This is a genomic window from Ruegeria sp. AB7, assembly GCF_056542625.1.
In genome coordinates this window covers 262,496-284,783 of the sequence record NZ_JBQGAC010000001.1, presented here as the reverse complement: position 1 = coordinate 284,783, position 22,288 = coordinate 262,496, and the positions used below count along the sequence as shown (strand labels likewise).

Genomic DNA, 22,288 nt, shown 5'->3' with positions numbered 1-22,288 from the left:
GTCACAGCTCCTCTCGGCCGAACAGGCCCTGCGGTCGCGTGACCAGCACCCCGATGATCAACAGCATCGTGAAAACACCGCGCAACTCAGGTGCAAGCGTCGCCACAACGATGACTTCGAGGAAGCCCACAATATGCGCCACCACCAAAGTGCCCAGGATCGATCCGATCCCGCCAACGATAACCACAGCCACCGAAATGATTAGCGGAGCCACCCACATGGATGGCGATAGCTGAGTGTAGCTGGCAAAGAAGACGCCTCCGATTGCGCCCAATGCGCCAGAGATACCCCAGGTGATCAGATTGATGCGATCCGGATCGATCCCGGAAATTGCAGCGCCTTTAGCATCCATCGACACCGCCTGCATCGCCCGTCCGGTATGTGTGAGCCGCACAAAGGCATAGAGCCCTAGCAGAATTGCCCAGCTAATAAGGGTTGCAATCAGGATGTTATACGTGACCGAGGCCCCGGCCACATTGATCACACCGGGGACAATCGGCAAAAGGATTTTGCTGCTGTCGCCAAAGACCAAAACGATCCCGGCCTGAATGACGACAGCAAGGATCAACGTCGAAATCTCGACAGCCACGTGATCCCCTTTGAGCGTTTTGACGATCAGGCGGTACTTCAGAACTCCCATCAAAACACCCAGCACAGCGGCAACGGCAACGCCCATGAGTTTTGGCATACCAAGTGACTGCGATATCCAGAAGTAAATGTAGCCGCCGACCATCAGATAGGCGCCATAGGCGAGATTCAGAACGCGGCCTATACTGAAGATCAGCGTAAACCCCATTGCTATAAGCGCGTAGAGACCGCTGAGCAAAAGCCCCTGAATCAGTATCTGCAACATAAATGGATCCTTGGCTGCGGGTGCGCGCTGCCGCGCACCCGTTTCAAGCTAACGACGCGACCGGGTTACGGCTTGACCCAACTGGGAAGCGTGAATTCGCCCGTCGCGTATTTCTCGGGGTACACAACTGCGGCAGTCCCGTCTTCATACCACTGAACAACGACCATTGACGGGGCCGCATCATCAAACGGCTCAGACAGATCAAAGCGAATGTTGTGAGGATAGGTGCGGCCTGTCACAGGCTCGACCTCATCGTCGCCCCAGAAGGCGTAGCGCAGCCAAAGCTGACCATCCATCTCAAGCACCAGATCCTGCTTCTTCATCGCATCGGCCCAGCCTTCGACATTGTCGAAGCCACCCGCCTCTTCCGCGGCAGCCATAGCCTGTTTCAGACCGTGATAGGCGTTGAACCCATTGAAATGCGGCAGCAGTGGGCGGCTGTCATACTTGGCCTGATAGGTATCAACAAAGGCCTGACTGGCCGGATCTAGCTTGAATCCCACGGAAGGAATCGGAGACAGGGTCGAGATGCCGCCACCGGCTCCGCCAGTGTCTTCCCAATATTCCATACCCAATGCGGCTACGTTCACACCTGTCATCGCCATGGGGACCTGCAGTTTCACATATTGCGACGAAACCACCTGCGAATTTACGGATGAGACCTGATAGATAAAGTCAGCCCCGGTATCCTGCGCACGGCTGAAGATCGGCGCGAAATCAACGGTGGCAACATCATAGGTGATGATGTCCTTGACCTCGATCCCCGCAACCGGCGCAAGCGCCTCGGTCACCAATCCGGTGATCGCTTCGCCAAACGCTGTATCCTCAGCCAGAATGACAACGGAGTCCCAACCCATCTTTTCCTTCAGGACGTCGGCACCAAAATTTATGTAGAGCGTGGCAAGCGCCTCGTCTGAGGCGATGTTCATGAAATATGGTGCCATGCTTTCGGGATCTTCGACCACCATGTCGATGATGCCGATATATGACGTCCACGTGTCCAGCGTCGGAATTCGGTATTCCTGCATTCGCGGCAGCCAGCCCAGCGAAACATCATCGATAGAGCCTGAGATGATGAAATCCACTTCTTCGGTTTCCGCCAAGTATTCATAGGCCCGCACCCCTTCGGTCGGGTCCTGCCCAGTGTCGGCGGACACCAGCGTGATCTGTTCCCCCATAACGCCGCCATTCGCATTAAGCTCTTCAATCGCGATCTCTGCACCACGCAGCGTCGACAGACCGGTGTCTGAGGAAAGAGATCCAATAAAGCCCACCTTGATTTCAGCTGCGGCCGCCGAGGCCACAAGCGCGATACATGTTCCGCTGAGTAGCGCTGTCTTGATCATCACATTAGCTCCCTGTGTCTTATTGTGCCCTTCTTGTATTCTGTATACAGTACACAAGACGATAGTTCGATCAAATCCTTTCTTGGTGACTCATGTTCAGATTCCGCTGATTTCGCCGTTTTCGTCGTGAATTACCGCATCCACATCGATTTCCACCGTCAAACCGGGTTGCGTCAGCCCGGCTTGAACGGCTGTCAGAACAGGATCGATATGTTTGAATACCTCTCCGTGAACGCTCGCGAATTCACCCGCGCGCGACAGATCGGTCAGATATGCGCGGACCCGGCCTACATGGCGCATCTCGGCACCGACGGCCTTAAGCGCCTCTTCTATACGGGACAGAATGTATTTTGTCTGGGCTCCCACATCTCCTGGCGCATGAATACGCCCGCTGGGTTCGATCGCTGTGGTCCCTGCCACCCAAACGAAGGGACCGACGCGCTTTGCGCGGGAATAAGACGCAACTTCTTCGAACCGCCCGCCTGACTTCCAGATGCGGAGGGTCACAGGCCCAACCTCGATCGGATGGCATCCGCCGCTTTCTGCAAGGCTGCTTGTTCCTGATCGGTCAGCCTCAACTCCTCGACTTCGACCAACCCGGAAGACCCCAGATGGGCAGGAACACCAAGCACAACCCCATCGATGCCATATTCCCCCTGCAACATGACCGAGACCGGAACCGGGCCGGTGCGTGCGCCCCGGATATGGTCGATCAACTCGATCGACGCGTGCGCCGGTGCTATGGTTGCGGAACCGGATTTCTTCAGGGCAACTACCTGCCCACCGCCGGTCACGGCGTCCTGAACGCAAGCCTTAATCTGATCAGGCGATAAAAACACGTCTAATGCCCTACCCTTAATTTTGGCCCGGCTTGGGATTGGCGCCATCTCGTCCCCGTGGCTTCCGAGCGTGAAGGCTTCGACATCAGCGGGCGCTACTCCCGCAGCCATAGCAAGGGCGTTGCGAAACCGGCTGCTGTCCAGAGTACCGGCCATTCCCAGCACCCGTTCACGAGGGAACCCGGTTGCGCGCAGCATTTCTACGGTCATTTCGTCAAGCGGATTGGTCACCACGATGACGATGGCATCAGGCGCAGCGGAGCGTATGGCCTCAGCGGCCTGGCGGATCACGCGCGCATTCACATCGATCAGATCCGCGCGGCTCATACCTGGACGCCGGGCACGGCCTGCGGTCACCACGACCACCTCAGCACCTGCCACAAGGTCCAGCGACTCGCCGCCAACACATCGTGACCGAGCGCCGGTAATGCCTGACGTGTGGTTCAGATCCAACGCCGTAGCAGCGGCCATTCCGGGCGCAATATCGATCAGCGCGATCTCATCCGCGATATCCTGCATCGCCGCCAGATGCGCCACATTGCCCCCGACGCCCCCTGCCCCGATCATGGCAAGTTTGCCAAGCCTTCGGGCCTTGCGTTTCGAACGCACCGGAGCAACCCATTTGGGCGAGCGGCGATACAACACACGCTGCATTGAAATAGTAGCGTCTGTACGCGTTGGTTGTGGCTTTTCCAGCGGTCCGTCGACAAGCTTTATGCCAACACGCTCGGCAGTTTCGCGTGCCAAGGCCGTCACGATATCGTCGGGCAGGACTTCAAACACGATCCGACCGCGACGGCGGGCATCTTCGACCGCCTCTGAACCTATGACGCGCGGCGCTGCCATCAGTTGGCTTGCCCGTCCACCGCCTCTATCGCGCGGGTTGCGGCCTCGACGGCGGTCTTGACCGAGTTTTCAGACCCCGAGATGAACAGGCGGCCAAACCGCCCCACGGCGCGCACTTCGACAATATCGATCTCTGCCGCCTTCTCCGCTTCATTCGCGGCAATCGAGATATAAGCAGCCGGGGCACATTCGACGATGCCCAACGTCTGCCCTGGAACGATCAGAGCCCCCTTGCGCCATTTGTTCAGCAGTTGCGCCTGATAGGGTTCGACGCTGGTGATAATCTGCGTGGAACTGATCGCCGGCTTCAACCGGTCAGACATTGTTGCGCCGAGCTCGGCCAGCATCGCATCGCGCGCGGCGGACACCTCCGCATTCGACGGAGACCGCAGGATAAAGAACCCGAACTCGCGCTCGACCATCTGTGTTGTCGCCTCAACCGAAGATGCCTTGAGCGCCCGGTCGATCAGCGAGAATACTCCGTTACCCGGCGCAAACTCTCCGATCAAAACCGTATCCCCGGACAAGGGCACCGACCCTTGCACCGTCGCACCGTTATAGGCGGCGAATTTTGGTTGCAGGTTGTCGATCTGCATCAGCGCCCGGATGGTAATCTCGCTCATGCGCCATACTCCTCGTAAATGTCGCGCCAGGGCCTGCTTTCGTAGGCAACCCGTTTGATGTTGATGAGATGCAGGGCTGTCACATTGTCCGAAGTGATCGAACCTGACCACGTACCGGTGCCCAACATGAAGGATGGTTCCAGATCAGTCGAATATCCCATACCGCCCATGATGCCCGGTGTATTCACCAGTACCCGACCCGTCGGCACGGTGGCAAAACGGGCCACGATCTCAGGGTCGTCCGAATGGATGACCGAGGAATGACCCCACCCTTCGAACTTGGCGATGGATTGCGCCAACTCGATCCCATGGTCTGTGGATTTCGCCGCGTAGAACGCCAGAACGGGGTTCAGCTTTTCTGCAGACAGCGGGCGCTGCCAACCTACTTCAGTTTCTTCCGAGACGAGGCACCGGGTGCGTGGTGGGATGGAAAAACCGGCAGCATCCGCCAGCGCCTGCGGGCTTTGCCCCACCTTCTCAGGGTCCATGGTCTGCACGCCTTTGAAGATCACCCCGGCAAGACGATCCGCTTCGGCCGGAGTGCAGAAATAGGCACCTTTCAATTTTAGCTCGTGGCGCAAATCACGTGCGATCTCGGGATCAGCGACGACGGCCTGCTCACTGACGCAGGCGGTCCCGTAGTCAAAGCTCTTCGACGTCACGATCATCTCGGCGACTTCCGCCAGATCGCGTGCTTTCGACTTGTGTACGTAACACGGCACGTTGCCCGCACCGACCGCGAGCGTGGGTTTGCCGCTGGAATACGCCGCTTTGACCATGGCAGGACCACCGGTTGCCATCACAACCGAGGTACGGCGGTGTTTCATCAACTCGGCTGTGCCCTGAATTGTCACGGAATCCAGACATTGGATTAGACCCTTGGGCGCACCCATTTGCTCAGCCACGCGCGCCATAATTCGCACCGTTTCGATGCCACAACTCACACCACGCGGATGCGGCGCACACACGATCGCATTGCCTGCCTTCACCGCAGAAAGCACTTTGTAGATGATGGTTGAAGTGGGGTTCGTCACCGGGATCAGAGCTGCCACAACGCCCATCGGTTCACCGAAGGCTGCGATCTTTGTCGCATCATCGCGCCAAAGCAATCCCAGCGTTGTCACATCTCTTAGATAATCCGCGACTGAAAGCGCGTTGAACAGGTTCTTGACGCGCTTGTCCGGCACATTCCCATATCCGGTTTCCTCGACGGCCATTTGCCCCAGCCGTTCGGCCTCGGGCTCGATGGCGCGCGCCATGGCGTCGACTATTGCGTCTACCTGCGCCGGGTCAGTGCCCAAAAAGGCGCGATAAGCCTCGAAAGCGCTATCTGCGGCACGCCGTGCGGCGGCGATTGATTTCAGATCTGCATCCATCAAGAAGCTCCGGTGACGATGGTGTCAAAGATACGGCGCGCTTGATCAACGTCGCCCGCTGAAACCCCTATGGCTTCGAGGCGCCGTCCAGCGGCAGCCACATCCGCCCCCAAAATTCGGTCGGACATCGCGATCAGGCTGTTCGTCAACGGGCTCGGGATACCCGCAAGCTCACCCGCTGAGACCAAAGGTACAAGCGAGCCCAACACCCCATCCCGCATCATACCGCGCGACGTTTGCTGATCCGGGATCGGACGCGCGCCCGAGCCACGTTCGGCGCCGGCAAAAGTGGATATCCACTGCCCTGTCTCCGGCAGATTACGAACTCCAAACGCAGCAGCAATGCGTCGCCGTTCGTCTGCAAGACCCTGAATGACCTCTGTCTGGTCCGGACCAATCAGAGACGCAAAGGTCTGGTTATCCTCAAGCGGAACACCACCCATTGGAATGTCAGGACCACCTGTCCGCATTGCGGCACCGCCGAGGATCAGCGCAGGTATCTCGACTGCGGCCGACAGATCGTTGAAGCCGCACGACAAAACCGAGTCGACCGCCTGAACGTTGGACAAATAGGCGGACACGGCGTCCAGAACCTCTTCCCGACCGCGCGGCAAGGTTGCCGCAGCCATCGGTGCCGCCTGCGAAAGCGTCAAAGCTGTGCCCTCGGAACGGAACCAGTATGGCAGACCCTGAACCTCGACCAGCGTGACGTCCGCCGCGCAGCCTCCGATACGCAACAACCAGGCTGTTTCCACAGCCCCCAGAGATCGTCCTGGCGCAAGGACCAAGATTTGCCCGTCGCTGAGGTGGTCGGCCAGCACCATCGCATACGTGCGCTGTTTGTGAAGCGGTCCGGTCAGGAATATCACCTGTGCATCGCGCACCGCTGCATCCAGCTCAGCAGTTGTGCGCACCGACGGCCCATCCCGATCGACTTGATAGGTCCCGACCGGACCCTCACCCCGAAGCGAGATGCCCGAGGACTGGGCCAACAGCGACAGTTCGGCCCCATAGGCCGAAAACAAGGTTACCTCAGCCCCTTCGGCAAGGCAAAGAGCTGCCAACAGGCGTGCATCAGCCCCGCCGCCCAACACCGATATCCGGTCGAGCTTGGGATGTTCAGGTGCACCCCGGGTTGAGCCACGTGTCGCTGCACGTGTGAATTCCTCGAAACCGGCTGACATAGCGTCTCCTCAAGACAGACGGATTAAGCCGCAGAGCCAGCACCAAGGCTGTCGATTATGGCCTCAAGTTCATCATGTGGGCGCGCGATCACGTGGACGGATACGACTTCACCAACTTTATTTGCCGCTGTCGCACCTGCATCCGCGGCGGCTTTGACTGCGCCGACTTCACCACGCACAAGGGTGGTGACTAGGCCTCCGCCAGCCTTGGTTTGGCCGACAATCGAAACGCTGGCCGCCTTGACCATCGCATCTGCCGCTTCGATCGCGCCGACCAGTCCGCGCGTTTCGATCATGCCCAGGGCCATTTGCCCCGCCACTGGTTTCGCCATTTTTAGTTCCTCCAAAGAAATTTAGATGTTTGGTGTTCTTGGTTCAGGTCGTGGACACGCGATCCACAATCGCGATGATCGCCAGATCGACGGGCGCGGTGGACAGACCGGCGGCCATACGCGCCGCCGAGCCGTTGACCAGCAGAACCGTATCCCCCACCCCGGCACCGCAGGTGTCGACGGCGACCCGCGCCGGTTCGATCACCTTGCCTTTGCTATCGACCAAATCCGTCACCAGCAGTTTCGTACCGACCAGTTTTGCGTCTTTGGCCGTGGCTGTGACGGTCCCGGCGACCTTGCCCAAATGCATCAGAAGGTCCTCAGGTAACGGTCCAACTCAACCGGAGTGACCTGTTGATTGAAGAATTCAAGCTCGCGCTCAGCCTGCTGCAGAACCAGCTCCCACAGCATTTCGCCCATGAGATCGCGAAGCCATTCGGATCCTCGCGCCAGTTCGATCGCCGTTGGCAAGTCGGTCGGGATCGGATCGCCGATCCCTTCTTCGTAACCGTTGCCGGTTGTCGGTTCTGACGGAGCCAGGCCCTGCTCGATCCCGTCCAGCCCCGCTGCAATCTCGGCCGCCAGCAGAAGGTAGGGATTGGCATCTGCACCAGCGTCACGTTTTTCTACGCGCACCGCGCTGTCGGATCCTTCAATGACCCGAATACCAACGGTCCGGTTGTCATAACCCCAGCTCGTGTTGATCGGGCAGAAAGTATAAGGCTGACGGCGTCGATAACCATTGACGGTGCCACTGCCACAGATTGCCGTTTCGCACATGCGTTGTTGGAGCCCGGCGATGAAGGATTTGCCGGTATCGTTTATCTTGCCGTTATCGGCAAAGACGTTCTTGCCGTCTTTCCAAAGCGAGTAGTGTGTGTGGAAGCCGTTGCCGGACTGATCGAAGAACGGTTTTGGCATGAAGGTTGCCAGATAGCCGTGGGCGATGCCCAGCTGGCGGATCAGCGACTTAAACAAGACGACACGATCTGCCGCTGCGAGCGCTTCGCCGTAACGGATATTCACCTCAATCTGACCCGCAGCGTATTCGGGGTTCGATTGCTCGATTGGAATACCGCACTCGTTGATCTGTTGGCGGATCGGCCCAACGATGTGCTCCATCCGCGCAGCACGGCCCAGACCGTAGACCTGGATCCCGCTATCGCGCGGCTGTCCGGTCTCCGGATCCAGTAGATAGAATTCAAGTTCAGTACCGACATTGACCTCGAACCCCATTTCGCGGGCCCGTTCAACTTGACGCACCAACGCCTGACGCGGATCGATCGGAACCGGCTTGTGATCCATACCTTCCGCCCGACCAAAGCAAACAGCGACGCCTGGCTCCCACGGCACAGCGACGGGCTGGGTCATTGGGAAGACGTGCATATCGGGGTAGCCGTTGTCGAAATTGACATAAGGCGTATCCCAGACGTCGCACGTCATATCGATCGCCATCAATGCAATCGACAGCGCATTGCCGCTTTTGCAGACGTGGTCCCAGTGGCTGGCCGGAATGCGCTTGCCGCGCATGATGCCGTTGAGGTCACCCACACCGAGTATGACGGTGTGCGTGCCTTCGGGCAGATCAAATCCCGAACTCATTGATGCGCTCTCCCTGTTTTTTGGCTTTATAATTGTTGTATTCTGTATACAGTATTCACAAAGACAATCGATAAACAAGGAAAATCTGCATCATGTCCAAGAACTCGGTCATCGTTGTCGGAGGCGGCATCGTCGGCGTCATGACGGCGCTTACACTGCAACAACGTGGTGAGGCAGTGACTTTGATAGATCGCTGGGAACCGGGACATTCCCGTGCATCTTCAACGGATTACAACCGTGTCATCCGTGCGATTTCCGGGCGGGACGAGTTCTATACACGTTGGGCCCGCGAAAGCCGCTTGCGCTGGCTGGAACTGCAAGCCGAGAGCGGCCAGAACCTGATGTATGAATGCGGTGCGCTGATTCTTGCAACAGGCGGTCATTGCGACTGGGAGAACGCCACAGCCGAAACCTTCGACCGCGTTGGTGTGCCCTACTACAAGTTCGGACGGCAGGACATCGAATCGCGATTTCCGCAGTTTCGCGTTCCTGACATCGAATACGCCCTGTTCGAACCCGAAGCCGGAATGTTAATGGCACATCGCTGCGTCTTGACCGGGCTTGAACTGTTTCGTCGAGCGGGCGGGATCGTACAGCGCGGTCGCGTGACCACCGATGGATCAGAGCGCCCAATGCTGGATGGAAAGCCGCTTGAGGCTGATCTTATCATTGTCTCAACCGGCCCCTGGATGGCGGACATGTTCCCCAGGACGATCAAGCCGATATCGACGGTGGTTGGTGTGAATGTCCTCTATACCTCAACGCCAGATGGGTCCGAGGAGTTCGATATGAGCCGAATGCCCTGCTGGATCGATCATGGTCAGGGCTCATTCGGGCTGCCCTCCTCCGAGGGTTCAGGCGTGAAAGCCGCGGTCGTAATTCCGGACAAGATCGACCTAGACAATGACGAAAGGCTGATCCGGCAGGAAACGCTGGGACGCACTCGCAGCTACATCCGTCATCGACTTCCGGGCCTTGAGGGTGAGCGGGTTGTGGATTCCAAATTCAACCAGATCATCCTGACACCTGACACACACTTTATTGTCGATTGGCACCCCGAGCATGGAAACGTGCTGTTCGCCGGGGGCTGCTCGGGACATCTGTTCAAACACGCGCCGGTTTTTGCAGAGTTTGCGGCAGGTGTTGGAATGAAGGATTTCGGAACTGCTGATCGTTTCAAGATCACTGGTCGAAGAAAACTGAGCCCAAAAGAAAGTCCAAGCGGGCGTTAACCTTCTGAAAGCGCCGCATAGAGCCCTGAATTCGGGCACTTTTCCTGAGGCAGGCGAACACCTGATCGAATTGCATCTCGGCAGGTCTTTGCTTGGCGACAATGTCCACATTTTTCCGCCAACTCAAGGCCAAGCTCAGGATGGGCCTTAAGATCATCTTCACTCAGGCCAAACTGACTAGCCATCGAGAGTATACGCTCTCGCGCGTTGGGCGCGCCAGAGCGTAACATGGCCAAATCAGCGCGGGACAGGCCGAGATCCGATAGCTCCAGATCGCTGATACTTCCCTCGCGTGGAGCATTCACAATCCGCGCAATCCTCTCAAAGAAATCCTTGTATCCCGTCATTGCCAAATCTCCCAACCGATTTCGTATACAGTATACATAATGCGGCTTGGCTGGACTTGATTAGGATCAAGAGCCGTTCGCTCAAAGGCTTATTGTTCAGGGACGTACGTACCGCGAAAAAGCTCTACTGCTTGAAGCGCTGCAATATCGTCCGGCACCTTTGCCGCGTTGATCGAGGACATCCCATCATCCGCCTCCGTAGCTGACAAAAGCACCTCTCGACCTCTGGTGAACAGATCGCGCAAGTGATGCGCCTTGTATTCGGGATGAAACTGAACAGAGCGGGCAGGAAAATCATAATCCAGTGCACCAACTGGACAGTGGCTCGCTGATCCGGTCACCCGAGCCGAGTCCGGAATGCTTGTTACCTGATCCTGATGCCAGACATATGCATCCACGCTATCTCCGCCATAGTCGAAGGGCCGTGCGCCAACGACATTGCCTACCTCGGCTTTCTCGGCCTGACCACCATAGACGTCAGCCATGATCTGATGACCGAAACAGATACCAAAGACTGGTTTTCGGATTTCTCGACAACGATCCAGGAAGGCACGTAGCGGCTGCATCCAATCCGTGTCATCATAAACGCCAAATTCAGATCCGCCGACTATAGCACCGTCGAAATCGCTCTCGTCCGGGAGCGGTTCTCCATCAACAACCCCTACTACTACGAACTCGGCTTCCGGTAGGTGTGGGGCGATCCACTCCTGAATCTGCTGTGAAGTCCGCGGCATTCCCTCCAACAATGGCAGCGGGTGGCTAGTCAACTCAAGAACTGCGATTTTCACCAGTCAAAAGCCCTGTCAATTCCAGCCATTTTCACCCCAGTGAAAGCTGACGCTTGAAAACTAAGCGCACGCAAGTCTTCGGTTTCCAGATTGTGTACCGAGGACTTTCCGCAGGCTTTCGCAAGCGCTGTAATCTCCATGGTCATGGCCGTCAAATAGCGCGCAATGCGCTCCGCCCCTGCATTCGGGTTCATACGAGCTTCGAGACTTTCATCCTGCGTCGCAATCCCGACCGGGCAACGACCTGTGTGACAATGGTGGCAGGCGCCCGGCGAGGTTCCCAACGCCGCGTAATCTTCGAGATAGCGCGGACTGTTGCACCCTAGCGCAACCATAGCCGCGTTGCCGATCATCACAGCGTCAGCACCGAGGGCCAGACACTTCGCGGCGTCCACACCGGACCGAATGCCACCGGCAGCCACGAGAGAGACTTTGCCGGTCATGCCACATTCGTCTAATGCTTCACGCGCGGCACGAATAGCGCTCATCGTTGGGATTCCGGTATGGTTTAGCAATAGCTCCGGAGACGCGCCGGTACCACCTTCGGCACCATCAACTACTACAACATCAGCACCCGCTTTGGCGGCAACTGCCACGTCAAACCGGGGACGTGTCGCACCCATCTTGATGAAGATCGGCACCTGATAGTTGGTGGCGATGCGCAATTCTTCAATCTTCACTGCCAAATCATCAGCGCCGAGAAAATCTGGATGGCGGATCGTAGATCGCTGATCCACGCCTTCGGGCAAAGTTCGCATCTGGCTGACGCGCGGGCTGACCTTCATACCCAGCAACAGACCCCCGGTTCCGGGTTTCGCACCCTGCCCCACGACAAGTTCCAAGGCATCCGCGCGGCGCAGATGATCCAGATCCACACCATACCGCGCGGGTGACATCTGATAGAGCAGGCGTTGGGAGGCTTCGCGCTCCTCTTCCAGCATGCCACCCTCACCCGTGCAAGTCATGGTTCCTACTTTCGAGGCCCCATAACCCAGCGATGCCTTGGCCGATGCCGACAAAGCACCAAAGGACATTGAAGCGATGTAGATCGGGATCTTCAATTCAAGCGGGCGCTCCACAAGGCCGCGCCCTCCACCCAGAACGGTCGTCGTATCGCAATTCTCGCGATAGCCTTCTAGAGGCAGGCGGGTCATCGTTGCAGGAACGAATGTCAGATCATCAAAAGTCGGCAATTGCTTGTTGAACGTGTTGTATCCACGTACCTGATAGCGCCCAAGCTGCGCCAGCGCGTGAACTTCCGAGATCGCCTCGGGTGTCCAGCGGGTCGAACCTCCTTCGTCATACGACGAAGGAACGCCAGCCGGGCGGCCGTCGATCGCTCCCGCATCGCGGAACCTGATTTCCTCTTCCGAGGCAACGTCGAACGGATATTCGTAAGGTTTACTCAGATCATGAGCCATGCGCTTGCGTCCCTGCTTTCAAAATACCAAAGACGCTGGCCCGAAACCATTTTGCGCCAATTTCGCGAACTGTCGACAAGCCCGAGCGGGTCGAGGATCGCATCGACCTCGGCCACTTCTTCAGCAGTCGGTTCGATCACGTCGACATCCACACCTAGGCTGTCGACCTCGCCAGCTACCCAGACCTCACCTTCCCAAAGCGCATCAGCACAGGATTCCCCCGCTCCGCCAAGCGCTATGATCCGACCGGAATGCGCCATGAAGCCGGATTGATAGCCAATCTTTCCTTCGACGACGATGTTTCCACCTTTCATCGCAACGCCCACCCTTGGACCCGCATCGCCTTTGACATGGATCGTGCCGCCGATCATCGCAGCACCACAGGACATACCGGCATAGCCACCGACAGTGATGTGCCCTTTGGCCATACCTTCGCCAACGGCCCACCCACAATTGCGCTCAATTGTGATGTTCGCCCCTGTGTTGAGGCCGCCGCAGTAGTACCCCACAGAGCCCTCAAATGTGATATCCACATTATCTGGCAGACCCACGCCCAAATTATGACGAGACAGCGTATCTACCACGCGGATCGGCCGACCCATTGTGCAGGCTTCCATTATCTCACGATTGACCTCGCGGATATGTCGCTTGCCGACTTCGATGACGATCTCATCCATCTTTGCAGCCACCTCATTCATGCCGCCAAACTCCGGTTTCCGACGCCCCAGATACCGGTCAGCGACGGGCCGTCGTAGTTGATCACATCGCATTCCTCGGTCATCACCCGGCGGACCGCTTGTTCTTCGGTCGCAGCCGCCAGATCGCCATTGCGGTTGACGACGACCAGAGGCTTCATTGCAAATCGGTCTTTGGCAAACCCAATCCCGTTTGGCGTTGCGATCATGTAGGTAAACACACCATCGATAGAGGTAATGGACTTCTTTAGCGCCTGCTCCATGGTCAGGCCCGCCTTCATCTGGTCGCTGACCCAGACGGCAATCAACTCGCTGTCATTCTCAGTCAAGAACCGATAACCCATTCGGGTCAGCTTATCGCGCCAAGTGAAGTAATCGGTGATCTGCCCGTTATGTACGATCGCGACATCCGAAAATGGGCGCGCCCAGAACGGATGCGATGCGTTAGGCAATACCGAACTTTCCGTCGCAAGCCGCGCATGCCCCAGCCCATGTGTTCCTATCATATCGCGAACGCCGTGCTTTTCTGCCACGGCTTCGGCACCACCAATATCCTTGATGATCTCAAGACTGCGGCCGCAGGATTGAACTTCAATGCGGTCTGTCAGCTCATCCGCGTCCGCGACCCAGGCTTGAAGATTCCTTGGGTCTGAAATTTCCATCCGAAAGCAATAGTGACGACTTTGGTCCGTTACGATTTGGGGGTCAGACAGAAAGCTGCTTCCGTGTTCACGCAATATCGTTTCAAACGCGGAGAGATCCGCATCCTGTTGAGACTTGTCGAATCCCATTCCGCGTAAAACGTATCCCGTTTCTCGTGGCAAACCATAAACGGCGAAGCCAGTGCTGTCGGCGCCTCGATGTTCCTGCGCATCCATCAGGTCAACAAGATCCGCCCCAACCTTCCCGGGCGCGGCCAGTATTCTACCAGCAATTCCACACATGAAGAGCTCCCTGTTCATTCTTTCCTGTATACTGTATACAGTACACGAACAATAGCAACCCCATTCGCCTTGGCAGCAGTTGTTTTATTGAATACAGAATTCATGAAGGACAGAAAGAGAGGCTCCGAGTGGCTCTGAAACAAATCAAAACACAGCGCAGACGCCTGGCGGACGAGGTCTATGACCAACTGGTCGAAGCCATCATGAGTCGCGAGATCACCGGTGAAGATCGGCTAGTGCAGGAAAAGTTGGCCGCCGAGTTGAACATCAGCAGGACGCCTGTACGCGAAGCGCTCATGCGGTTGGAGACTGAAGGCGTGTTGGAAGTGGCCGCCAGCGGCGGATTTCGACTGGCGCGCATGGACCAGACCGAGGTTCGGCAACTATACCAGGCACGCGCAGCCATCGAAGGACAAGCCGCGCGCATACTTGCGGTACACGCTGAACCAGAGGTTCTTGATCGATTGCGCGAACTCATTCGTCGCGAAGAAGATCTGAGCCAGCCGACGACCCGAGACTACTTTATCGCAAACCGGCACATTCACCGTGCCTTCATGGTTGAGGCGGGCAACAAATTTCTGATCGACATGTTCGATATGATTTGGGGCAAAGCAATGGCGTTCCATCTGTTTTCGGCGATTGAAAACGTCGATATCTCCAAATCGCTCGGAAACCACCTGACGCTCGTTGACGCGATTGCGACGGGTGATGTCACCGAAGCGCTGGAAACTTTCACCAGCCACATTCAGGAAGGTTTCGACCTTCAGATCGAAGGTCTGAAAGAAGCGGATAACGGCTAAACCGCGTTTCTGATCGAGCGACCAATCAGGGCCTGAGACCTGATTGGCCGCAACTGGTTCAAATCACAAAATGCAACCTATCGAACTCACTGCGCCATCCAGATACCTCGGATAGAACGGATTCACCGCCCAAGCCACGTCGGATCAGTTCTGCCAGACGCTCTGCATCTCCTGCTGTCATACCCCACCGGACCAGCTCGGGCGTGCCGATCCGTAGGCCATTCATGTCGCCTTCCACCGGCTCAACTGGCAATCCGATGCCACATGCCAGAAACCCGGATTTTCGAAGCAGTTTGGAGGCAGTCTGACCGCCACCATACGGCGCTGCCAGTACCGCGAATTGATGAGAATTGGTGAAACCCTCTCCACCCGCGAAGACCGGAACACCTTGCGCATCCAACGCGGCAGCAAGTGCTTTGGACATCGCAATCATCTCATCTGCATAGGCTGAGCCGAACTCTTTCCAATCCAGCATCGTGACGGCAAGTGCAGCCGTTTTGGCTGCATCAAAGTTGGCTGTCATGCCGGGGAAAGCAATTGCATCCAGCGACCGGGCGATTTCTGCATCGTTCGACACAATCAGCCCCCCGGCCGGTCCGCCTAAGCTTTTGTAAGTACTCATGGTCATGAAATGCGCCCCCTCCTTCAGCGGGTTGGACCATGCGCGCCCGGCGATGATACCGCACTGATGGGCGGCGTCGAACATGACCTTTGCGCCGATTTCATCCGCTATGGCACGCACTTCGGCCACAGGATGCTCAAACAGGTTCAGACTGCCGCCTATCGTGATTAGCTTGGGGCATTCGGTCTTCGCCAATGCCCTCAACCGGTCCAGATCAACGGTATACCCATCCGCATTGACGGGGGCCTCAATAGTGCGCAGACCAAACAGCCCCGCACACCCCGCCAAATGATGAGTCACATGGCCGCCAATCGATGCTGGCGGAGCGATTATCGCATCACCGGGTTTGCAGGTCGCCATAAAACCATAGAGGTTGGCAATTGCGCCCGAAGGCACGCGAACCTCGGCGAATTGCGCGTCGAAAACATCGGCACACAACTCTGCTGCGATGACTTCGATCTCTTCGATCGCCTCCAACCCCATTTCATATTTGTCACCGGGATATCCCAGCGATGGTCTGGACCCGATGCCTGACGACAAAAGTACCTCTGCCCTTGGGTTCATGACATTTGTCGCCGGGTTGAGGTTAAAGCACTCTTTTTCGTGAATGCGCCGGTTTTCCTCTGCCAGATTCTCGATTCGGGCCAGTAAATCGCCAGACGACAACGATGCGGCCTTTGTCGCGATGTCCTGGATCAGAGTTTCGCTTGCGGCAGGCACCCAATCTCTTTGTACAAGTGTCATCTGACATCCTCCTGTTTTTCGCAGTTTGGCGGCTTTCGCGTGACACCGCAAAGCAGAATTGTTATTTCTTGGCGTAGAAAAACTAAGGCTAGATCGATGAGTGTCGCCCCCAAACGCCCCAAGGGACCTCCGCTGAACGCAATGCGGGCGTTCGAGGCAGCAGCGCGTCACGTCAGCTTTGTTGCGGCGGCGGAAGAGCTGAACGTTTCTCCGGGCGCGATCTCACAACATGTAAAGGCGTTGGAGGATTGGGCAGGTGCGCCGCTGTTTCGCCGCAACGCCCAAGGGGTGGAACTGACGCCTGAGGGACAATCACTTGTCGCTGTCTTCACCACAGCCTTTGATCAGATGGGCGATGCCGCTCGGGCCCTTCGGAACCTCAAGCCAAATGCCGATTTTCACATCGCCGCCTTGCCTGCTGTTGCCCAACTCTGGTTGCCCAAACGATTACGCCGGATCAGAAAGTGTTTTCCTCATATCAATTTTTCGGTCACGGCGCTGGAAACACCACCCAGCCTTTCGCGTGAGATGTTCGATTTGGCGATCTTCTTCGCGACCTTGGACGAAGCACCTGACCAAATTGTGCTGTGCGAGGATGAAATCCAACCGGTTTGCGCCCCTGCTCTGCTGGATCAGTTAACCGGCAACAACGGGTTTCAAGGCACTCCCTTGTTGCACGATCAGACTTGGAGCAGCGATTGGTCCACATGGTCGCGAAGCACAGGTTGTGAGGTCCCAGATGTCAAAACTGGCCCGCAGTTTTCGCTTTACAGCCTTGCCGTGGAAGAGGCCAAGGCTGCAGCTGGCGTGCTAATGGGGCACCTATGCTTACTCGAGGAGCCATTGAAATCTGGTGCACTCGTTACGGCCCACGCGCAATCCTGCCCGACAGGGCGTGCTCTAGCGGTTCAAGTGCCAGTGGCATCGCGACGAAGACCCGAAACCGATCAAGTCATCGCCTTGTTGTCAGATTGAGTCAAATCTCATCAATCCGGTGCATTGTGCACGACACTTCACATTGAAAGCCGTGCACAAACAGTCTCGCATAGACCGCAAGGCAACTCAGATTACATAGGGCATATGGCGGAGAGACAGGGATTCGAACCCTGGAGACGGTTTCCCGCCTACACACTTTCCAGGCGTGCGCCTTCGACCACTCGGCCACCTCTCCGGTAGAGGTGACTTATGCGAATTTCTGAACCGAGTGCAAGGCCCCATTCGCAAAAATGGACCGGTCAAAAAATACGAAAGCTAGCGACAAAAGGCAGATGGTCCGACACCTCATCCTTGAACGCCTCGCGCCCCATATTCATGGTCCAGTGCATTGGAAACAGTCGCAAGCTGCCGCGGACATAATCGGTGGAATAGGTGCGTGATACGGCAAAACCGTCCAGTAAATTGGCGCGACCCTTATCCAGAATATGTGAAAATCGGTCCTGCAGATCCCAGCACGAAACAAAGTCCATCATGTCGTCCCCACCAAGATGGTGGAAATTGCTGACGTCCTGACCGGGGATCATGTTGAAATCACCCATCAGAAGGATCGTGCGCTGTGTCAGACCGGGGGTCGAGCGGATCTCGGCGATCTTGTCTCCGATAATCCTGCATTGGCTGTCACGTATCTGCTGCTCGGGCCGGTCTCGTCCGGATTTAAGATGCACAGCGATCAGCTTGGCCTTGAATTTGCCGACCTCGACATCGGCGATCAGGGCCTGACGTCCGCCGGGATCGTCACCTTCCGAGCCGTCGATCAGCTGCAAACCTGTCACCGAGACCCCCGGTTTGTGCAGAAACCCGATATGGATATTGCCGTTGGGCTGCGGCAGGATCTTGACCTGATAGTCCAGCCCCTTATCGGCCAGACCCAAGGCCAGCCGATCGATATGTTCAATTGGGCTGACCTCGACCAGAGTGATCAGTTCGGCGTCCAGCAGGGCCAGCCCTTCGATTTGATGGGTGACCCGGTCACTGCTGGCTGGAATACCCAGACTTGTGTTTACTGGATTGAAGCCGGCCAGATTCCAGACGGCAATACGCGCGAGGCTGTGTGAAAATGTAACCATCAAAATTCCTCCTGCAAATGACTTCAGACTACATCAAAATGAAACAGTCCGATAACCATTTGCGGGAAAATGCCGATCGCATCACGCTCAGTGGTTGTCGCCCTCGCCGTCCTGATCCCCTGCCGCGTCCAGATCGTCTGCTGTCATGTCCACTGGTTTTGTCGATGGCGCATGGGGTGATAGGTCGTCATCCACGGCAGAAGCATCATTGGACGGATCGGACTGACCCGTCAGCACCTCAGGGTTACGGAGCCACAGGTCTCGCTGCGCAAACGGGATCTCGATGCCTTCCTCAACGAACCGGCGATTGATCTCGTGGTTCATGTCGGATTTGACAGACAGCACCCAATTCACATCCCGCAGGATTGCGCGGATTTCGAAATCCAACGAGTCTGCACCGAAGCCCTGGAACACTACGCTGGGCGCGGGATTGGCCAGAACCATCGGGTGCCCATTTGCGATCTCGCCCAGAATAGTTTCGACCTTGCGGGTATCGGTACCATAGGCGACGCCTACAGGCACGATCACTCGGCCAATCGTATTGCCCCGGGTGTAATTCGTAACCACCCCACTGATCAGGTCCGAGTTCGGAACGATCACATCCGTCCGGTCGAACGTCTCGATCCGCGTCGACCGGACTGAGATATCGCGCACATATCCCATCATGCCGTTCACATCGATCCAGTCACCTTTGGAGATAGGACGCTCAACCAGCAGGATGATCCCTGAGACAAAATTCGATACGATGGTCTGAAGACCGAAACCGATGCCGACCGACAAAGCACCCGCCACGATCGCAAGGGAGGACAGGTCAAAACCGGCAACCATGATGGCGATCAGTGCCGCTAGAAAAATTCCGACATATCCGGTACCCGACACGATGGCATTCTGCCCGCCGGGATCAATGCTGGTCTTCGGCAGCAGTGAATTGCGCAGCCCGCTTTGCAGCAAACGGGTCAGCGTATATCCAATGGCGAAAATGGCAACGAACGTCAGGAAGTTACTGGGTGAAATCGTAACCCCGCCAATATCGAACCCCAGCAACAATCGCGACCAAGCTTCAAGCAGGTCCGTCTGGCGCGCGCCCCAGTAAAGCGCCAATATCGGCAACGCCAGAATGGCAAGCGCGAACCCGACCAGAACCGAAAACAGTGAATCGCGCGCGGCGTCGCCCTGCCCCGAAAGCCAGCCATACACTGTACCGATAAATCGCTGCACGATCACCAGAGCTGCAATCAGAACCAGCGTTTTGATGGCAGGAAATACGATAGCTTCGGCGGCGTTAATGTATCCGAAGGCCCCCAAGATTGGAGTCGCAATCCCAAGCATGAACAAGGCGCGCCGCAGGAACTCGACCAATTGGCTGAACCCTGCGCCACGGCGGGTAGCTTCTTGGTCTGTCTGTTCTTGCTGAGGCTCTGATTGGCGGACCTGACGCACACGCAGCAAAAGAAGGGCCGATACCACAACGATCGGGAAGCCAACAACGGCGCGGGTCGCGTCCGAGATATTCTCGATCTGCTCGAACAATTGCGCCAGCTCGTGCAAAATAAGCATGACCGCCAACAGGTCGATATAAACCCGCAATTCTCTGATTTTGCCTGCGGACAGTCTTTGGAAGTTCTGCGCCGCTCCCATCAGATAGACCTGCCGGCCGATCCAATCAAAATAGAAGATAATCGCGGCCCAATAGGGAATTTGCTGGAACAAAAGTGTACCGCGCAGGCCCAGCACGCCAGTTAGCACGACAGCGGTGACCAACGCCAACACGCCCAACCAAGGCAATAGAATGCGCAACAGCGAGACAATAAAGGTCCAGACCCCGCTGCCGCTACCTCCTAGCGAGCGGAGATATTCGCCGCCTTTCTCGGACCATTTGCGCCCGAACAGCAATAGAACTGCTGAAACAACCAACAGCACGAGAATGCCAAGACCGCGCTCGCGGATTTGTTCGCGCACCACATCAGAGCGCAAGTTTTCGATGGTTTCGTTAATAAGACTGTGCGTCGCCTCTTTGATGTCGACCCAGGCTGGTCCCCAATAGACGGGGTTGAGCGGCGACGGCCCGCGTTTCAGCATCTCTTTCTTTTGTCTGTCCCGGACGATCCGATCAATTTCGCTGATCAGCCCATTCGCGCGACTGAAAGCCTCTTCCGAGATGATGCGGGGAACACGCAAACTGTTCAACTGGGTTTCGAGTTGCGCGCGCAGCTTGGCAATGTCTTCGGCCTCGCTTTCCCCGTCAGCCGGCTTTGGGCCAAGCGCCTTGAGTTGGCTTTCCAGCGTCTGAATACGATCGGTGTTGGCACCTCGGGCTTTGTTAAAGTCTTCGCGATACTCATTTATTTCCGAACGCAAATTCTCTAATGCTGCGTTGGATGCACGGTTCGCGCGAATAACAGATTCCGCCCGGTCCGCCGTGCTGACCCAGCCCTGATAATACTCGCTCTGCCGGTCAGTAAGTTGGGCAGAGGCGATCCCGCCCAACCCAATCAAGCAGAATAGCACCAGAACCAGACACAGGCGGACCTGTTGCAGCATCACACGTCCTCAAACACGCCAGGAATACTGCGCGGTGCATCGGTCATCCAATCGGGCACGGGAAGTTCCTTTTCACGCAGGAATTCAGGATTGAACAGTTTGGATTGATAGCGGGTGCCGTAGTCACACAAAATCGTAACAATGGTGTGCCCTGGCCCCAGTTCTTTCGCCAAACGGACGGCACCGGCAATGTTGATCGCGGTTGACCCGCCCATCACCAGACCCTCTTCGCGCAGCAGATCGAAGATATAGGGCAGCGCTTCGCTATCGGTAATCTGCCAGGAATGGTCAGGTGTGAACCCTTCGAGGTTCTTGGTAATCCGCACCTGTCCGATACCTTCTGCGATAGAACCTCCCTCCATCGCGATCTCACCAGTGGTGTAGAAGGAATAGAGCCCCGCCCCCATCGGATCAGCCAAACCGATCTTGACACCCTTGGGCTGCAACGCTTCGGCCACCCCGGCCAGAGTACCACCCGATCCAACGGCACAGATGAAGCCATCGACTTTACCGCCGGTCTGCTCCCAGATTTCGGGACCAGTGGTTTCCACATGTGCCTGACGGTTGGCGACATTGTCGAACTGATTGGCCCAAATCGCGCCATTTGGTTCGGTTTGAGCCAATTGTTCGGCCAGTCGGCGCGAATAATGCACAAAGTTGTTGGGATTACGGTACGGCGCCGCAGGCACCTGCACAAGCTGAGCGCCCGCCAGGCGGAGCATATCCTTTTTCTCTTCAGATTGGGTTTCGGGAATGACGATCACCGTCTTGAACCCCATCGAGGCACCAACCAGCGCCAGACCGATGCCGGTATTCCCGGCCGTGCCCTCAACAATCGTGCCGCCGGGTTTCAGATCACCGCGCGCTATCGCATCGCGGATGATAAACAACGCAGCACGGTCTTTGACGGACTGACCAGGGTTCATGAATTCGGCCTTGCCGAGGATCTCGCATCCCGTTTCTTCGCTGACGCGACGCAGCCGGATCAAAGGTGTTTTACCGACGGCGTCGGCAAGGTCTCGTGCAATGCGCATGGCATCCTCTTGTCATATGGTATTGCAGCAGATTTACAGGTGCCCTGACGCGATCA

General features: G+C 56.9%; 22 protein-coding genes and 1 tRNA gene. 3 read left to right on the top strand and 20 right to left on the bottom strand.

The window, feature by feature from the left end; genetic code table 11:
- Position 1: 1 nt before the first annotated feature.
- From ACR0EN_RS01405 to ACR0EN_RS01360, 10 genes are all read right to left on the bottom strand, one after another.
- Positions 2-853, bottom strand: coding sequence for a branched-chain amino acid ABC transporter permease (locus ACR0EN_RS01405; protein ID WP_170393269.1), 852 nt, complete (start codon positions 851-853; stop codon positions 2-4).
- Positions 854-918: 65 nt separating this feature from the next.
- Complete coding sequence (locus ACR0EN_RS01400) at positions 919-2,199, bottom strand: ABC transporter substrate-binding protein (RefSeq protein WP_170510280.1); 1,281 nt, start codon at positions 2,197-2,199, stop codon at positions 919-921.
- Positions 2,200-2,295: 96 nt separating this feature from the next.
- A complete protein-coding gene (locus ACR0EN_RS01395; RefSeq protein WP_480584880.1) occupies positions 2,296-2,706 on the bottom strand; it encodes a Rid family hydrolase in 411 nt (136 codons plus the stop codon).
- A complete protein-coding gene (locus ACR0EN_RS01390) occupies positions 2,703-3,884 on the bottom strand; it encodes a malate dehydrogenase (RefSeq protein ID WP_170817689.1) in 1,182 nt (393 codons plus the stop codon). Before ACR0EN_RS01390 ends, ACR0EN_RS01395 begins: the two co-directional genes overlap by 4 nt.
- Positions 3,884-4,507, bottom strand: coding sequence for a BMC domain-containing protein (locus ACR0EN_RS01385; protein ID WP_170393272.1), 624 nt, complete (start codon positions 4,505-4,507; stop codon positions 3,884-3,886). The genes ACR0EN_RS01390 and ACR0EN_RS01385 overlap by 1 nt, the downstream gene beginning before the upstream one ends.
- Entirely contained in the window at positions 4,504-5,883 is a 1,380-nt protein-coding gene (locus tag ACR0EN_RS01380) for an aldehyde dehydrogenase family protein (protein WP_480584878.1), read from the bottom strand. The genes ACR0EN_RS01385 and ACR0EN_RS01380 overlap by 4 nt, the downstream gene beginning before the upstream one ends.
- On the bottom strand, positions 5,883-7,067 hold the full coding sequence (locus ACR0EN_RS01375; protein ID WP_480584875.1) for a hypothetical protein: 1,185 nt from the start codon (positions 7,065-7,067) through the stop codon (positions 5,883-5,885). The genes ACR0EN_RS01380 and ACR0EN_RS01375 overlap by 1 nt, the downstream gene beginning before the upstream one ends.
- A 23-nt stretch (positions 7,068-7,090) precedes the next feature.
- Entirely contained in the window at positions 7,091-7,399 is a 309-nt protein-coding gene (locus tag ACR0EN_RS01370; protein WP_170393275.1) for a BMC domain-containing protein, read from the bottom strand.
- Positions 7,400-7,442: 43 nt separating this feature from the next.
- On the bottom strand, positions 7,443-7,709 hold the full coding sequence (locus tag ACR0EN_RS01365) for a EutN/CcmL family microcompartment protein (RefSeq protein ID WP_170393276.1): 267 nt from the start codon (positions 7,707-7,709) through the stop codon (positions 7,443-7,445).
- Positions 7,709-9,001, bottom strand: coding sequence for a glutamine synthetase family protein (locus ACR0EN_RS01360; RefSeq protein WP_170405351.1), 1,293 nt, complete (start codon positions 8,999-9,001; stop codon positions 7,709-7,711). The genes ACR0EN_RS01365 and ACR0EN_RS01360 overlap by 1 nt, the downstream gene beginning before the upstream one ends.
- Positions 9,002-9,093: 92 nt before the next feature.
- On the opposite strand from ACR0EN_RS01360, the gene ACR0EN_RS01355 reads away from it, so the two are divergent.
- Positions 9,094-10,233, top strand: coding sequence for an FAD-dependent oxidoreductase (locus ACR0EN_RS01355; protein WP_480584873.1), 1,140 nt, complete (start codon positions 9,094-9,096; stop codon positions 10,231-10,233).
- Here the strand turns inward: ACR0EN_RS01355 and ACR0EN_RS01350 are convergent.
- The 5 genes from ACR0EN_RS01350 to ACR0EN_RS01330 form a co-directional block, all read right to left on the bottom strand.
- Positions 10,230-10,580, bottom strand: coding sequence for a hypothetical protein (locus ACR0EN_RS01350; protein ID WP_170801038.1), 351 nt, complete (start codon positions 10,578-10,580; stop codon positions 10,230-10,232). The two genes, ACR0EN_RS01355 and ACR0EN_RS01350, sit on opposite strands and share 4 nt — an antisense overlap.
- An 89-nt stretch (positions 10,581-10,669) precedes the next feature.
- Positions 10,670-11,314, bottom strand: coding sequence for a type 1 glutamine amidotransferase (locus ACR0EN_RS01345; protein ID WP_170801040.1), 645 nt, complete (start codon positions 11,312-11,314; stop codon positions 10,670-10,672).
- 50 nt (positions 11,315-11,364) lie between these two features.
- Positions 11,365-12,789 (bottom strand): FMN-binding glutamate synthase family protein, encoded by a 1,425-nt coding sequence (locus ACR0EN_RS01340; protein ID WP_170393281.1) that lies wholly within the window; start codon positions 12,787-12,789, stop codon positions 11,365-11,367.
- Complete coding sequence (locus ACR0EN_RS01335; RefSeq protein WP_170393282.1) at positions 12,774-13,487, bottom strand: GltB/FmdC/FwdC-like GXGXG domain-containing protein; 714 nt, start codon at positions 13,485-13,487, stop codon at positions 12,774-12,776. The genes ACR0EN_RS01340 and ACR0EN_RS01335 overlap by 16 nt, the downstream gene beginning before the upstream one ends.
- On the bottom strand, positions 13,484-14,428 hold the full coding sequence (locus ACR0EN_RS01330) for a class II glutamine amidotransferase domain-containing protein (protein ID WP_170421277.1): 945 nt from the start codon (positions 14,426-14,428) through the stop codon (positions 13,484-13,486). Before ACR0EN_RS01330 ends, ACR0EN_RS01335 begins: the two co-directional genes overlap by 4 nt.
- Before the next feature lie 128 nt (positions 14,429-14,556).
- Here ACR0EN_RS01330 and ACR0EN_RS01325 point away from each other — a divergent pair, with 128 nt between their 5' ends.
- Positions 14,557-15,228 carry a GntR family transcriptional regulator gene (locus tag ACR0EN_RS01325; RefSeq protein WP_170393284.1) on the top strand — a complete coding sequence of 224 codons (672 nt, stop codon included), beginning with the start codon at positions 14,557-14,559 and terminating at the stop codon, positions 15,226-15,228.
- 58 nt (positions 15,229-15,286) lie between these two features.
- On the opposite strand, the gene ACR0EN_RS01320 is transcribed toward ACR0EN_RS01325, so the two are convergent.
- Positions 15,287-16,594 carry an aminotransferase class I/II-fold pyridoxal phosphate-dependent enzyme gene (locus tag ACR0EN_RS01320; RefSeq protein WP_480584870.1) on the bottom strand — a complete coding sequence of 436 codons (1,308 nt, stop codon included), beginning with the start codon at positions 16,592-16,594 and terminating at the stop codon, positions 15,287-15,289.
- A gap of 96 nt (positions 16,595-16,690) precedes the next feature.
- On the opposite strand from ACR0EN_RS01320, the gene ACR0EN_RS01315 reads away from it, so the two are divergent.
- Entirely contained in the window at positions 16,691-17,569 is an 879-nt protein-coding gene (locus ACR0EN_RS01315) for a LysR family transcriptional regulator (RefSeq protein WP_480584867.1), read from the top strand.
- Between the two features lie 106 nt (positions 17,570-17,675).
- Here ACR0EN_RS01315 and ACR0EN_RS01310 read toward each other — a convergent pair.
- The 4 genes from ACR0EN_RS01310 to ACR0EN_RS01295 all read right to left on the bottom strand — a co-directional run bounded on the left by ACR0EN_RS01310 (position 17,676) and on the right by ACR0EN_RS01295 (position 22,232).
- A tRNA-Ser gene (locus tag ACR0EN_RS01310) sits at positions 17,676-17,765 on the bottom strand.
- 64 nt (positions 17,766-17,829) lie between these two features.
- The gene (locus ACR0EN_RS01305) at positions 17,830-18,657 is read right to left on the bottom strand and encodes an exonuclease/endonuclease/phosphatase family protein (protein ID WP_170510728.1); all 828 of its coding nucleotides are present in this window, start codon (positions 18,655-18,657) and stop codon (positions 17,830-17,832) included.
- An 87-nt stretch (positions 18,658-18,744) separates the two neighbouring features.
- Positions 18,745-21,198: a DUF3772 domain-containing protein gene (locus ACR0EN_RS01300; RefSeq protein ID WP_480584863.1), complete on the bottom strand. Its 2,454-nt coding sequence runs from the start codon at positions 21,196-21,198 to the stop codon at positions 18,745-18,747.
- The gene (locus ACR0EN_RS01295; RefSeq protein ID WP_170393289.1) at positions 21,198-22,232 is read right to left on the bottom strand and encodes a cysteine synthase A; all 1,035 of its coding nucleotides are present in this window, start codon (positions 22,230-22,232) and stop codon (positions 21,198-21,200) included. The genes ACR0EN_RS01300 and ACR0EN_RS01295 overlap by 1 nt, the downstream gene beginning before the upstream one ends.
- Positions 22,233-22,288: the final 56 nt, after the last annotated feature.

Bases quoted from the DNA above. Each gene is read 5' to 3' on its own strand.
- ACR0EN_RS01405 (WP_170393269.1), bottom strand. From the start codon at position 853: ATGTTGCAGATACTGATTCAGGGGCTTTTGCTCAGCGGTCTCTACGCG.
- ACR0EN_RS01400 (WP_170510280.1), bottom strand. From the start codon at position 2,199: ATGATCAAGACAGCGCTACTCAGCGGAACATGTATCGCGCTTGTGGCC.
- ACR0EN_RS01390 (WP_170817689.1), bottom strand. From the start codon at position 3,884: ATGGCAGCGCCGCGCGTCATAGGTTCAGAGGCGGTCGAAGATGCCCGC.
- ACR0EN_RS01385 (WP_170393272.1), bottom strand. From the start codon at position 4,507: ATGAGCGAGATTACCATCCGGGCGCTGATGCAGATCGACAACCTGCAA.
- ACR0EN_RS01380 (WP_480584878.1), bottom strand. From the start codon at position 5,883: ATGGATGCAGATCTGAAATCAATCGCCGCCGCACGGCGTGCCGCAGAT.
- ACR0EN_RS01375 (WP_480584875.1), bottom strand. From the start codon at position 7,067: ATGTCAGCCGGTTTCGAGGAATTCACACGTGCAGCGACACGTGGCTCA.
- ACR0EN_RS01370 (WP_170393275.1), bottom strand. From the start codon at position 7,399: ATGGCGAAACCAGTGGCGGGGCAAATGGCCCTGGGCATGATCGAAACG.
- ACR0EN_RS01365 (WP_170393276.1), bottom strand. From the start codon at position 7,709: ATGCATTTGGGCAAGGTCGCCGGGACCGTCACAGCCACGGCCAAAGAC.
- ACR0EN_RS01360 (WP_170405351.1), bottom strand. From the start codon at position 9,001: ATGAGTTCGGGATTTGATCTGCCCGAAGGCACGCACACCGTCATACTC.
- ACR0EN_RS01355 (WP_480584873.1), top strand. From the start codon at position 9,094: ATGTCCAAGAACTCGGTCATCGTTGTCGGAGGCGGCATCGTCGGCGTC.
- ACR0EN_RS01350 (WP_170801038.1), bottom strand. From the start codon at position 10,580: ATGACGGGATACAAGGATTTCTTTGAGAGGATTGCGCGGATTGTGAAT.
- ACR0EN_RS01345 (WP_170801040.1), bottom strand. From the start codon at position 11,314: ATGCCGCGGACTTCACAGCAGATTCAGGAGTGGATCGCCCCACACCTA.
- ACR0EN_RS01340 (WP_170393281.1), bottom strand. From the start codon at position 12,789: ATGGCTCATGATCTGAGTAAACCTTACGAATATCCGTTCGACGTTGCC.
- ACR0EN_RS01335 (WP_170393282.1), bottom strand. From the start codon at position 13,487: ATGAATGAGGTGGCTGCAAAGATGGATGAGATCGTCATCGAAGTCGGC.
- ACR0EN_RS01330 (WP_170421277.1), bottom strand. From the start codon at position 14,428: ATGTGTGGAATTGCTGGTAGAATACTGGCCGCGCCCGGGAAGGTTGGG.
- ACR0EN_RS01320 (WP_480584870.1), bottom strand. From the start codon at position 16,594: ATGACACTTGTACAAAGAGATTGGGTGCCTGCCGCAAGCGAAACTCTG.
- ACR0EN_RS01315 (WP_480584867.1), top strand. From the start codon at position 16,691: ATGAGTGTCGCCCCCAAACGCCCCAAGGGACCTCCGCTGAACGCAATG.
- ACR0EN_RS01305 (WP_170510728.1), bottom strand. From the start codon at position 18,657: ATGGTTACATTTTCACACAGCCTCGCGCGTATTGCCGTCTGGAATCTG.
- ACR0EN_RS01300 (WP_480584863.1), bottom strand. From the start codon at position 21,198: ATGCTGCAACAGGTCCGCCTGTGTCTGGTTCTGGTGCTATTCTGCTTG.
- ACR0EN_RS01295 (WP_170393289.1), bottom strand. From the start codon at position 22,232: ATGCGCATTGCACGAGACCTTGCCGACGCCGTCGGTAAAACACCTTTG.